Consider the following 12,976-nt stretch of genomic DNA (forward strand, 5'->3'; position numbering starts at 1 on the left):
AATCTAAAAAATAAACTACTATGTATATGCGTTTTGTGTTGACTTTATTACTCGGGACTATATGGCTATGTAGCTGTCAGTCAGAGAAACTGTCGGTCAATTCTTTGGCTGGGCGTGTGACGGAAGGTACTTCGGACGGTCGGATTCTTTTCCGGATTATTGCTGACGGAAGCAACCCGGCAAAGGATTACTTTGAAATATCTTCGGAGAACGGTAAAGTTCTGATAACCGGAAATTCCGATTTATCATTGGCCACCGGGCTGAACTGGTATCTGAAATATGTGGCCGGTATCCATCTTTCTTGGAATAATCCGTCTCAGAAATTGCCGGAAGTATTGCCGCTTCCTGAAGAGAAAATACGTCAGGAGACGGCTATGAAGAACCGTTACTACCTGAACTATTGTACCTATTCCTACTCTATGGCTTTCTGGGATTGGGAGCGCTGGGAGAAGGAGATAGACTGGATGGCATTGCACGGCATTAATATGCCTTTGAGCATTACAGGAATGGAAGTTGTATGGTACAATCTGTTGAAACGTGTCGGATATACAACAGAGGAAATCAATGAGTTTATTTCCGGTCCGGCTTTTATGGCTTGGTGGCAGATGAATAATCTGGAAGGATGGGGCGGGCCGAACCCCGATAGTTGGTATCAGCAGCAAGAAGCACTTCAAAAGAAGATAGTATCCCGTATGCGGGAGCTGGGTATTGAGCCCGTATTTCCAGGTTATGCAGGGATGGTTCCCCGTAATATAGGCGAGAAACTGGGGTATCAGATTGCTGACCCCGGCAAATGGTGCGGCTTCCCGCGTCCGGCTTTCCTCTCTTCGGAAGACGAGCATTTCGATTCCTTTGCAGCGATGTACTATGAAGAATTGGAGAAACTTTACGGAAAAGCTAAATATTACAGTATGGATCCTTTTCACGAAGGCGGAAATACGGAAGGAGTGGACTTGGCAAAAGCTGGGGCTTCCATAATGAAAGCTATGAAGAAAGCAAATCCGGAATCAGTTTGGGTGATTCAGGCATGGCAGGCAAATCCGCGTCCGGCTATGGTTGATGCGTTGGATGCCGGGGATATGCTGGTACTGGATTTATATAGCGAGAGACTTCCCCAGTGGGGTGATCCGGATTCAATGTGGTATCGTGAAAAAGGTTTTGGCAAACATGACTGGCTTTATTGTATGTTGCTCAATTTCGGTGGTAATGTCGGTCTGCACGGGCGGATGAATCAGTTGGTGAACGGATATTATGATGCGTGTGCACATACAAATGGGAAAACATTGCGTGGAGTAGGGGCTACTCCCGAGGGTATTGAGAATAATCCGGTGATGTTCGAATTGTTGTATGAGTTGCCGTGGCGTGCCGGACGTTTTTCACCGGACGCGTGGCTGCAAGGATATCTGAAGGCCCGTTATGGTGGTGAATTATCACCGGAAGTTCTGGAAGCATGGAGAGCGTTGGAGCATACGGTTTATAATGCTCCTAAAAACTATCAGGGTGAAGGAACGGTAGAGTCCTTGTTGTGTGCCCGTCCGGGATTTCATTTGGACAGGACATCGACATGGGGATATGCCAAACTGTTCTACTCGCCTGATTCTACATCAAAAGCTGCCGGTATGCTGCTTTCTGTTGCCGGACAGTACAAGGGGAATAATAACTTTGAATATGATTTGGTGGATATAGTGCGTCAGAGTAATGCTGATAAAGGTAATGTATTGCTCGAAGAGATATCTCAGAGTTATGACCGGAAAGACAAAGGGAATTTCCGGAAGCAGACACGGCAGTTCCTTGACCTCATTCTCTCGCAAGACAGTTTACTGTCTACCCGGAAAGAGTTTTCCGTTTCTTCCTGGCTGACTGCCGCACGTTCTCTAGGGACTACTGACGAAGAAAAGAAACTCTACGAATGGAATGCGTCTGCATTAATCACTGTCTGGGGTGATAGCATTGCTGCCAATCAGGGAGGCTTGCATGATTATTCTCATCGTGAATGGAGCGGTCTTCTGAAAGATTTGTATTATCCGCGTTGGAAGGCTTTCTTTGAGCAGAAACAGCAGGAATTGGACGGCAAGTCTGTTGGTGAGGCGGTTAATTTCTATGAAATGGAAAAAGCCTGGGCAGAGAAATCGCATGGATATTAATCTAAAAGTATAAGATAGTAGCGATTCTTTTCTTGTACTTTTAGCGAGGGTTCATCGGGTTCACCCTGTTGCTGGAACCCTGATGGATAAAGCGATAGCGGGTGAAAGAGAGAGGAAAAATCCGGTTGGAACCGTTCTTCATTCTTTCACCTTTGTTTTTTCGATATGCTATGAGCTAATTCAATTATGCTATAAGCTAAAAGAAATATGCTATAACCAAAAAGAAATTAGGTAATGGCAAATAATCTGTCAATCAATATGTTAATAGTAGAGTTGTCAAGTGTTAATAGCTTAATTATCAGGTAGTACTACTTGATATGTTGGGTATATATAGCTGACGTGTTGGATCTATATGCCCAACGTGTCAGCTATATATATCCAACATATTGGATCTATATGTCCAATAGACACTGCAAGCGAAACGATAATGAAGGTGAAAGCGATGAAAGGTAATTTCTCTTTGTCTTTTTTCCTTGCTTTCACCCGCTATGGCTTTATTCATCGGGTATTTAGCAATAAAGTGAAACCGGTGAACCTCCGGTTAAGCGCATAGAGGACTTTCTGCCGACAAGCCACAATATTATTGCCGTATATGATTTATTGCCGTATATGAGATTTTACTTTTCCAGCAACTCTTTCAGGAAATCATCCAACTCCTTATCCAGTCCTTTCAGCAGCTCGTCATTCACCAATATCGTATCATCATCTACCAGCAGCAATTCCGTCACCGTTTCCTTATCTTCGTCCACCAATACGAACGAGTAAGGTTTCAGGATAGTCACCTTGTCAAAGTCGCCTGCATCTTTCATTCTGCAGAGGATGGTACGTAGGGAAGGTTCCACGTTTTCCAGAAAATCATCACCGTCATACGTAGCCCATTCTTCTATCATGATGTTTGCCAACTCTTCATCATCATCGTTGTAAATAGTAAGTTGTCCCGAAGTCTGATCCGGTTGGAGATGAATGTCGGTAACGGTCGTTTGCTCGCAGTTACATGTATAGTTAGCGACTGCCTTTTGGATAGCCGCTTCGATAATAGATAGTGATTGTTGGCTCAATTTCATGGGTTCCTTCTTTTTGTTAGTTCAAAGGTATAAAAAAAATAAGATTTGATATACGATTTTCTTAAAAATCGTCATTAAATCGACTCATTTGCATCTTTAACTTAGGTAATTGGCTGTTTCTCTCCTTCAACTCCGCCAGATACAGGCTGGTGAGATAATAATTCGGCACATCGTCAATGGTGGCATGCATATTTTCCGATACATTCTTTTTCTCAATTTTCTTGGCTAGCTGCTGAGCTTTTTCAGCCCATTCCACTGCTTGTGCCAAACTGTCTTTCATCTCATAGTAAACCGCGATATTGAGGGCAGCCTGCATCTTCTTCTTTTCGCTCTTTGTTCCTTCGAAAGCCTGATGCCAAAGTTCATACGCGTTGTCCCATGAATTTTCGCGTACATAAACGGCGGCGTCCCGCATCGGTACCGAACCGCCGGTATAAAGATACCGTGTTCCTTTTTTCCACACCGGAACAATATACTTCACCGGAATCGTTCCTGCAAATTCGGCAGCTTCCTGCAACATCTTCCTGTCGGGAATCATATGCGTAGCAGCTTCTATGGCCGAAGCACCGAATTCTTCCCAAAAGATGCTGTCGTTAGGGTGAAGCGTAGTCATCGGTCTGCTCCGTTCGGGTAGATAAATTCTGACTGTAGGGTATGCCTTGACGTCCACAGCTCCTTGGAAGCAGTTGAACTCATCCAGGTAACGGACAGTCTTTGTCGCTTTGAGTTGCAGATTTTCTACGGCAATGATTAAATCCACTCCTAAATCCGAAGCCAATTTGTGTACTTCTTCTTGACTCAGCGTGCTTTCACGCGGCAACTTATCATTTGCCCGCAAAGCGGAATCGCAAATCACCACTTCGTCAAAGTAGTTCTGATGCGCAATCTCTTCGGCCAGTGCCTCTGTTGCCACTTTAGTGTCTCCATTCACGTAAGCCGTTGCACGACTTACTATCGGTGAGTTCTCTTTGATTTTTTCAGTTTGTGCCATCAGTTTGTTATCCGGCGTATTGCTGGTATTATTTACGATGGCAACTTTCCGAAGTTGGGGAGGGAAGCTAAGGTCGGCAGCTTGCAGGTAATCAATGGAAATCTGCTCCAGGCTTTGGCAGCTACTCAATGCCAGCAGGAACAAAGAAACGAAAGCCAGTGAATAAGATTTTGCCATAGTTTTGTTCTATTTAGTAATTTGACAAAAGTACTATTTTGAAAGAATAAAAGAAAGTCTCAAACAGTTTTTAACCGTTTGAGACTTTCTTTATAAATATGATGATAGAGAATCGAGATTAAAAATACAGAATCCTACGCAAAGAAAACATTCGTTTCCTGACTCTCAACTCTCCATTCTCAGCTCCTAACTTATTTAAGCGTTTTTACCGTGACAGTTTTTATACTTCTTACCGCTTCCGCATGGGCAGGGATCATTACGTCCCACAGTCTTTTCTGCACGGATTGGTTCACGTTTCTGCTGTTCACGAGTATCCTGGTTGGCAGCAGCCTGCTGATTCGGATCAGTCAACTCTTGTTTGTTTTCACGATACTTGCTCATGTCCTGGCGTTGCTCGGGAGCAGCCTGACGTACTTCTACACGGCGGGCAGCTTGTTCGTCCGGAGCTTCCTGCACAGGGATTTGTCCGCGCATCAGGATAGCTACCGTCTGGTTATTAATCTTGTTGACCATTGCGTCAAACAAAGTAACGGACTCCAGTTTGTAAATCAACAGCGGGTCTTTCTGCTCGTAGCTTGCATTCTGTACAGAATGTTTCAGTTCGTCCAGCTCGCGCAGGTTCTCTTTCCATGCTTCGTCGATAACGTGAAGCAGGATTGACTTCTCGAATGCTTTTACCACCTCTTTGGATTCTGATTCGTAAGCCGCTTTCAGGTTGCAGGAGATGTTATACATACGTTTGCCGTCCGTGATAGGAATCAAGATGTTCTCGTACATATGTCCCTGGTTCTCATATACCTGTTTGATGACCGGATTGGCAATCTGAGCCAGACGTTCAGTCTTGCGCTTGAAGTTCTCCATCGCAATGTTGAAAGTCTTTTCAGCCAACTTATCCTTCTTCTCGTTGCGGAATTCCTCTTCGGTGAACGGAGTTTCCATAGCCAACGTCTGAAGCAGTTCCATTTGGCAGCCTTCAAAATCATTGTTTTCGATGGCGTTTGCGCAACGGTCCCAAATCATATTCACGATATCCATACCGATACGTTCACCCATCAATGCGTGGCGGCGTTTTGTATAAACAACCGTACGTTGTTTGTTCATTACGTCGTCATATTCCAACAGACGTTTACGGATACCGAAGTTGTTTTCTTCCACTTTCTTTTGGGCACGTTCGATGGAGTTGGAAATCATCTTGTGCTCAATCATTTCGCCTTCCTGGAAACCGAGCTTGTCCATTACGCTTGCGATACGGTCGGAAGAGAACAGACGCATCAAGTCATCTTCCAGTGACACGAAGAATACGGAAGAACCCGGGTCGCCCTGACGTCCTGCACGACCACGCAACTGGCGGTCTACACGACGGGATTCGTGGCGTTCCGTACCGATGATTGCCAAACCGCCCGCAGCTTTCACTTCCGGACTCAGCTTGATGTCGGTACCACGACCTGCCATGTTGGTAGCGATTGTCACCGCGCAACTGAAACCGGCTTTCGCTACAATCTCAGCTTCTTTCTGGTGCAACTTCGCATTCAATACGCTGTGTTCAATCTTGCGCATGGTAAGCATCTTGCTCAGCATTTCGGAGATTTCTACCGAAGTAGTACCTACCAGTACCGGGCGTCCTGCCTGAACCAATCGTTCGATTTCTTCGATTACAGCTTTATATTTTTCGCGTTTGGTCTTGTAAACGCGGTCATTCATATCCTTACGGGCAATCGGACGGTTGGTCGGGATAACGACTACATCCAGTTTGTAGATGTCCCAAAGTTCGCCTGCTTCCGTTTCGGCAGTACCGGTCATACCGGACAGCTTGTGATACATACGGAAGTAGTTCTGTAAAGTAATCGTAGCGAAAGTCTGCGTAGCGGCTTCTACTTTCACACGTTCCTTGGCTTCAATAGCCTGGTGCAATCCATCGGAGTAGCGGCGGCCTTCCATGATACGGCCGGTCTGCTCGTCCACAATCTTCACTTGTCCGTCGATAACTACGTATTCGTCATCCTTCTCGAACATGGTGTATGCCTTCAATAACTGGTTGATGGTATGTACGCGTTCCGATTTAATGGCGTAGTTAGTCAGCAATTCATCTTTCTTCTGAAGTTTTTCTTCGTTGGTCAGGTTCGGTACATTTTCCAGTTCCGAGAGTTGTCCGGCGATGTCGGGAAGAACGAACAAAGTAGGATCTTCAGAATTACCGGTAATCAAGTCCACACCTTTATCTGTCAGGTCTACACTGTTCAGCTTTTCGTCAATTACGAAATACAACGGGTCAGTAACCTCGTGCATACGCTTGTTGTTCTGCTCCATGTAGATTTCTTCCGTCTTGAGCATACCGGCTTTGATACCCTGCTCACTGAGGAACTTAATCAAAGCCTTGTTCTTCGGCAGACACTTGTGGCTGCGATACAACGCAAGGAATCCTTCTTCCACCTCTTTCTTGTCATTCGATGCGATAAGTTTCTTGGCTTCGGACAGGTATTTGGTTGCCAGTACTTTCTGTGCTTCTACCAGGCGTTCTACCAATGGGCGGAGTTGCTCGAACAACTGGTCGTCACCCTTCGGTACAGGGCCGGAGATAATCAACGGAGTACGGGCATCGTCAATCAAAACGGAGTCAACCTCATCGACAATGGCATAGTTGTGCGGACGTTGCACCAGGTCTTTCGGGCTGATAGCCATATTATCACGCAGGTAGTCGAAACCGAATTCGTTGTTCGTACCGAACGTGATGTCAGCCATATATGCCTGGCGGCGTGCATCGGAGTTCGGTTGGTGTTTGTCGATACAGTCCACACTCAGACCGTGGAACATATAAAGAGGTCCCATCCATTCGGAGTCACGTTTTGCCAGATAATCATTCACAGTCACCACGTGCACACCGTTTCCGGTCAATGCGTTCAGGAATACCGGGAGAGTGGCTACCAGGGTTTTACCTTCACCGGTTGCCATTTCTGCGATTTTACCTTTATGCAGAACGACACCACCGAACAACTGAACGTCGTAGTGAACCATGTTCCATACCGTGTCGTTTCCACCGGCCATCCAGTGATTCTGATAAATCGCCTTATCGCCTTCGATGCGTACAAAATCCTTTGTAGCAGCAAGCTGACGGTCGAAATCGGTAGCGGTCACTACTATTTCTTCATTTTCAGCAAAACGTTTGGCGGTAGCTTTGACAATAGAGAAAGCAACGGGCAGAACTTCGTCCAGTGCCTTTTCATATTTTTCCAGAATTTCTTTTTCCGTCTTGTCTATTTGTGCAAAGACTTCTTCGCGGTCTTCCAGTTCGATACTTTCGACACTTGCTTTCAACTCTTCTACTTTCGCACGTTCGGCAGTAGCCGATTCATAGATGTATTTTTTGATTTCTTCCGTTTTTGCACGGAGTGCATCGTTGTCTAGTTTCTCAACCTCAGGGTAAGCAGCTTTGATTTTCTCTACCCAGGGCTTGATTTCTTTCATGTCTCGCGTGGATTTGTTTCCGAAAATCGAGCTTAAAAATTCATTAAATCCCATTTGTATAAGTATGTTTATTATTTATCTATTTAAAATTTCTTGCGCAAAGTTACATTAAAATGCTGATTTATTAATGTTTTGCACCCTGTTTTTATGAGTAAACTTTTACCGTAAGTCGGTAATGGGTGCGGCAGAACAGGCATTGGGAGCCCGGATGCGCATGAAATGTGCCAGTGTAGGCGCAATATGTTCGATAGTTACAGGAGTCTGTATGATAGCCGGCTTCACCGAGTGACCGATGAAAATCAGCGGTGAAGGAATAAACGAATGACGTACTACTTTACTTTCGCTGCTGTTTTCGTCCACCATAGTCCATCCGGGAAGGACGTCGATTACCAGGTCGCCCGAACGTTTGCGATGGTATCCGTTACGTATCTTATGAATCTCCGGAGTCCATGAACCCAGTAAAAGCCTGTTGGCGGAATATGCTTCGTTCACTCCGCTGAATTGCATGAGGAATTCGGCGGATTTCTCTTGTACCTCCGTCAAGTTCAGTTGCTTTTGTTCCAGCAACTTATGGTTCAGGTAAATCTGCTGGTTATGATGCGTTTCCACGTATTTGCCTTCACCGTAGGTAGCCATCAGATACATATTCAGCAAAGCTGCGCAACGGTTGAGGTAAAATTCTCCGCCGGGAATCTTATAAAGTCCCGAATCGGCTGATTCGCTGTCCGTATATCCGGTGGAAGTGATGAAAATAAGTACATTCTGCAGACCTACTTTCTTGTCAAGCAACTCAAGTAAGTTGGCTATACTGCGGTCGAGACGTACATAGGTGTCCTGCATTTCCATGGCACATTCCTGTACGGATTTATGCGCATAGTTTCCGGCGTAGTAAGTGAGTGCCAATAAGTCAGTAATGTCATCCATGCCGATCGAACTTTTGTTCAGTGCTTCTTCGGCAAGAGCGTTTACTTCATCGTTCACAAAAGGGCTGGTGATGAAACGCCGGTACTTATTGTTACGGTCATCGTCAAATTTATATTTGAAAACCATGTCCCGCCAATCTGGCAGAAAAGTGTACATTCCACGTGGGAAAACAGGTTCCCAAGTAATGTTTGCAATACGGAAATCAATGGCTTGGCGGTCATTGTACTGGCTTGCCCACCAGGGAAATTCTCCGTAATAAGTGGTTCCGCTCCATTTTCCTGTGTTGGGATTAATCCAGAAAGCACCGTTCCCGGCATGTCCGGCAGCAAAAATCGCTGCGTCACATTTGGGAGCGATGGCATATACGAGCCCTTTGCCCTGAGTCGCAATTTTGAGCTCGTCGGCAATGGTGGAAGTCAGTAATTTGGCGGGTGAGCAGGTCTGGTCTGTATAATAACCCATAAATGCTGTGTCGTCCGTGCTGTTGACGGGGCGTAGGGTAGATACGTCCATCCATCGTTTGGAGATGATTCCGTTCATGGAAGGAGTCGTGCCGCTGTAAATGGCGGCTATGGCCGAAGAACGGTCTACACCGCTGAAAGTATATTGGGCGTTACAGAACACTCTTCCCTCTTTCCAGAGACGCTTGAAGCCTTTTTCGCCGTAGAGTGACGAAAATGCTTCCAGATAGTCCGTACGCAGTTGGTCAATCGTCAATCCTACCACAAGTTTAGGGGCAGTAGGAAGCGACTGAGCTTGTAGCCCTGTGAAGGTGAGTACGGTGATAAGGGAAGTCAGTAGTCCTTTCATTATTTCTTTTTAGATGTCACTATTAAGTTGCTCGCTGAACGTATCAGCAAACAGAGTGCCAAAGGTACAACAGCAAAGTCAAATCTTTGCGGAATTAGTGGAAAAAGCACTATAAAAAGTGTTAAAACGGCTAGATTCAAGGTCAAATACCAGCATTTCTTCCTTTTTCGGACACAATAAATGATGTATGGCAGGAAAAAAAGTTGCCCCGGATGGAACACCAGCAACAAGAAATTGGAGCTGACAGCCGGATGTTCGGAGAAGAGGGCAAGAAAAGCAAGGACGCATCCCACGATACCTGCCGCACCGAAGAGGAACAGGTCGATTCCCCATAATCCGGTTCTCCGCCGGATGCCGTAGATGGTAGCACCGGCCGTTAGTATAAATAATAGTAACGCGCATTGTAGCGGAGTGGGTATCCAACTGCTTTCATCCGGTTCGGGAGTCGCGTCTACCACCAGTTCGGCGGCTTCAGCGAGCGGACGTTGGATGGAGTCGTTCTTAATTTGTGCACCGGCAAAAGCGTCCATCAGATAGAAAGGTGCAAACATCATCTGTCGTTGCGTGATAGGTTGGTCTGCTTCGCTTCCGATACATAAATCAATGCCGAAACGTGCCCACGGATGCCCTTTGCAATATTGATGTACAATGTCGCGGAAAGAACGTGAGCCATCCTGTGGCTCTGCGGGATAAATCACTTTTCCTGCAATGCTTTCTTCTATCTTGTCGCGAGGGCGGGTCGCACAATTATCGTAAAAGAAATTATAACGGTACACCTGGTTTTCAGGACGGTAATTGTCTTGCAGCAATCGGATTAATTTGATTTTCTCTTCATTGGTCATGTTCAAAGTTTGCTGCCATACGCTGCGATTAAAGAATGCGTATTCTCCTGCAAAATGGGGGTAGTCGACAACTCCTAATCGGTAGTCTGTTTCTCCAAGAGAGAAGCGGAGTTCGAAATTAGGGATGTCGAAACTGAATAATCCGTAATTGAATACGACATCAATCCCTTGTGAGGGGTTTTCGTAACGGATAGCGGTGTGCCCGAATAGGGTGTATATTATTTCACCGGGTGCACAAGTCAGCAGGCTGAGACGGATGGAGTCATTGCTATTGGCAGTTGTTTGTCCGAAGGGCAGAAGCAACAGAAAAAGAGAGAAGATAGAATATAAAAAAGACCGTTTCATCAGTAGGCTTGTTTTATTTTTGCGGCGAATATACAAAGAATTGTTGGAATCGGAAAACAGAGCGTCTGTTTTATCTGGATAGTTTTTTTGTTTGGCTGAAAAATCTAAAATGAAAAACAAGATAATTCCTTCTATATGCTTTAATTTCTCTTTTTTTACTTTACCTTTGCGCCCGCTAAAGATGAAAATGCATTGAATTTAATTATCGACATAGGGAATACAATGGCAAAAGTCGCCCTCTTCAATAATGGGGAGATGGTGGAAGTGTTGGCCGAATCCAATCAATCGTTGGGCTGTTTGCAAACTCTTTGCTCCAAATATCCGATAGAGCAGGGGATTGTGGCTACTGTCATTGATTTGAATGAGCGGATACTTGCAGAGTTGGCTGTTTTGTCGTTTCCTTTGCTATGGCTCAATCACAAAACACCTTTGCCGGTGGTCAATTTGTACGAAACTCCCGAAACGCTGGGGTATGACCGGATGGCTGCTGTGGTAGGTGCCAATGAACAGTTTCCCCATAATGATATATTAGTTATTGATGCAGGGACGTGCATTACTTACGAATTTATTGACTCGAAGGGGCAGTATCATGGTGGTAATATTTCTCCCGGCATGCAGATGCGCTTCAAGGCACTTCATCAGTTTACCGGACGCTTGCCTATGGTGGATGCCAACGGACGTCAACTTCCGATGGGGCGGGATACCGAAACTGCTATACGTGCCGGAGTCTTGAAAGGCATGGAATTCGAAATTTCAGGTTATATTCAGTCTATGAAGCATAAATATCCTGAACTTTTGGTTTTTTTAACGGGCGGAGATGATTTTTCTTTTGATACGAACGTAAAAAGTGTCATCTTTGCAGATAGATTTTTAGTGTTGAAAGGATTAAATAGAATTTTAAACTATAATAATGGTAGGATTTAAACACACACTATGTGCGCTTTTGCTCACGATGGTTACCGGAGTGGCAATCGCTCAAAATAATACAAACTCTCCTTATACACGATATGGCTATGGCGACTTGTCCGATCAGAGTTTCGGAAATAGCAAGGCGATGGGGGGGATTGCTTTCGGACTCCGGGATGGAGCACAGATCAATCCGTTGAACCCTGCTTCGTATACAGCCATTGATTCGTTGACTTTCCTTTTTGAAGGAGGGGTCAGTCTGCAAAATATGAATGTTAGTGGTGGCGGTGTGAAGCTGAATGCTAAGAACTCCAGTTTCGACTATTTGGCAATGCAGTTCCGTTTGCATCCCAGGATAGGGATGAGTGTAGGGTTGTTGCCGTTTTCTAATGTGGGATATAGCGTATCAGACGCTCAGACGTCGACCGACCAGAAAACAGGCAATGTGTTGAATTACACCCGAAGTTTTACCGGAGATGGTGGATTACATCAGCTTTACGGGGGAATAGGTGTGAAAGTGCTTAAAAACCTTTCAGTGGGTGTGAACGCTTCTTATTTTTGGGGTGATATAACACGTACGCGAACTGTAATTTATCCTGAGACAACTAGTTCTAGCTCTTATATACAACAGGTGGGAGTTTCTGTCTCGGATTACAAACTGGATTTCGGGGCACAATATACGCTGGATTTGGGTAAAAAACATTCAGTGACAATCGGAGCAGTTTTTTCTCCAAAGCATAAACTGAATAATGACTATACAGTGACAACTCAGGCTAGTGCGACCAGCAGTGATAATTTGGATGCTACGTTGGAACTTCCGAATATCTTTGGAGGAGGATTCACGTACAATTATGACAAACGCTTGACAGTCGGTATGGATTATAGTTTGCAGCAATGGTCTAAGGCTAAATTCGGTGTAGCTGCAACGGATGATGCCATGCGTCAGGAATTTGATGAAACTTATGCCTATTGCGATCGTCATAAAATATCAGTGGGAGCGGAATACATTCCTAATTTGATAGGACGTTCTTACCTGTCCCACATCAAATATCGTTTGGGAGCTTATTATACGACTCCGTATTATAAGATCGACGGCAAAAAGGCTGCCCGTGAATATGGTGTAACTGCCGGTTTCGGTTTGCCTGTACCTCGTTCACGTTCTATCCTCAGTGTCAGCGGACAGTTTGTCCATGTCAGTGGTCAGGAAGCTGCTTTTGTGAACGAGAATATCTTCCGTGTGAGTATCGGATTGACGTTCAATGAACGTTGGTTCTTCAAACGCAGGGTAGAATAATTGAGTTGAAATAACGT

The 12,976-nt window shown here is 45.1% G+C and carries 8 protein-coding genes; 3 read left to right on the forward strand and 5 right to left on the reverse strand.

Translation table 11 applies throughout. The annotated features are described in order from the left end of the window. Positions 1–20 precede the first annotated feature (20 nt). Positions 21–2,144: an alpha-N-acetylglucosaminidase gene (locus RDN93_RS04550; RefSeq protein ID WP_308744386.1), complete on the forward strand. Its 2,124-nt coding sequence runs from the start codon at positions 21–23 to the stop codon at positions 2,142–2,144. Positions 2,145–2,761: 617 nt separating this feature from the next. Here the strand turns inward: RDN93_RS04550 and RDN93_RS04555 are convergent. The 5 genes from RDN93_RS04555 to RDN93_RS04575 form a co-directional block, all read right to left on the reverse strand. Beyond that, positions 2,762–3,208: a hypothetical protein gene (locus RDN93_RS04555; protein ID WP_308744387.1), complete on the reverse strand. Its 447-nt coding sequence runs from the start codon at positions 3,206–3,208 to the stop codon at positions 2,762–2,764. 61 nt (positions 3,209–3,269) lie between these two features. Next, the gene (locus tag RDN93_RS04560; protein ID WP_308744388.1) at positions 3,270–4,376 is read right to left on the reverse strand and encodes a DUF6340 family protein; all 1,107 of its coding nucleotides are present in this window, start codon (positions 4,374–4,376) and stop codon (positions 3,270–3,272) included. 195 nt (positions 4,377–4,571) lie between these two features. Beyond that, entirely contained in the window at positions 4,572–7,892 is a 3,321-nt protein-coding gene (gene secA, locus RDN93_RS04565) for a preprotein translocase subunit SecA (RefSeq protein ID WP_308744389.1), read from the reverse strand. 105 nt (positions 7,893–7,997) lie between these two features. After that, positions 7,998–9,572 (reverse strand): alkaline phosphatase family protein, encoded by a 1,575-nt coding sequence (locus tag RDN93_RS04570; RefSeq protein ID WP_308744390.1) that lies wholly within the window; start codon positions 9,570–9,572, stop codon positions 7,998–8,000. Beyond that, positions 9,572–10,759: a DUF4105 domain-containing protein gene (locus tag RDN93_RS04575; RefSeq protein ID WP_308744391.1), complete on the reverse strand. Its 1,188-nt coding sequence runs from the start codon at positions 10,757–10,759 to the stop codon at positions 9,572–9,574. Before RDN93_RS04575 ends, RDN93_RS04570 begins: the two co-directional genes overlap by 1 nt. A 192-nt stretch (positions 10,760–10,951) precedes the next feature. Between RDN93_RS04575 and RDN93_RS04580 the strand changes: the two genes are divergently transcribed. Together RDN93_RS04580 and RDN93_RS04585 are read left to right on the forward strand one after the other, a co-directional pair. Beyond that, complete coding sequence (locus RDN93_RS04580) at positions 10,952–11,683, forward strand: type III pantothenate kinase (RefSeq protein ID WP_308744392.1); 732 nt, start codon at positions 10,952–10,954, stop codon at positions 11,681–11,683. Next, the gene (locus RDN93_RS04585; RefSeq protein ID WP_308744393.1) at positions 11,670–12,959 is read left to right on the forward strand and encodes an outer membrane protein transport protein; all 1,290 of its coding nucleotides are present in this window, start codon (positions 11,670–11,672) and stop codon (positions 12,957–12,959) included. The genes RDN93_RS04580 and RDN93_RS04585 overlap by 14 nt, the downstream gene beginning before the upstream one ends. Positions 12,960–12,976: the final 17 nt, after the last annotated feature.

This window comes from uncultured Bacteroides sp., from assembly GCF_902491285.1.
Taxonomy (GTDB): domain Bacteria; phylum Bacteroidota; class Bacteroidia; order Bacteroidales; family Bacteroidaceae; genus Bacteroides.

What these genes read in the sequence shown, in the direction of transcription:
- RDN93_RS04550 (WP_308744386.1), top strand. Translation starts at nt 21, where the DNA reads ATGTATATGCGTTTTGTGTTGACTTTATTACTCGGGACTATATGGCTA.
- RDN93_RS04555 (WP_308744387.1), bottom strand. Translation starts at nt 3,208, where the DNA reads ATGAAATTGAGCCAACAATCACTATCTATTATCGAAGCGGCTATCCAA.
- RDN93_RS04560 (WP_308744388.1), bottom strand. Translation starts at nt 4,376, where the DNA reads ATGGCAAAATCTTATTCACTGGCTTTCGTTTCTTTGTTCCTGCTGGCA.
- secA (WP_308744389.1), bottom strand. Translation starts at nt 7,892, where the DNA reads ATGGGATTTAATGAATTTTTAAGCTCGATTTTCGGAAACAAATCCACG.
- RDN93_RS04570 (WP_308744390.1), bottom strand. Translation starts at nt 9,572, where the DNA reads ATGAAAGGACTACTGACTTCCCTTATCACCGTACTCACCTTCACAGGG.
- RDN93_RS04575 (WP_308744391.1), bottom strand. Translation starts at nt 10,759, where the DNA reads ATGAAACGGTCTTTTTTATATTCTATCTTCTCTCTTTTTCTGTTGCTT.
- RDN93_RS04585 (WP_308744393.1), top strand. Translation starts at nt 11,670, where the DNA reads ATGGTAGGATTTAAACACACACTATGTGCGCTTTTGCTCACGATGGTT.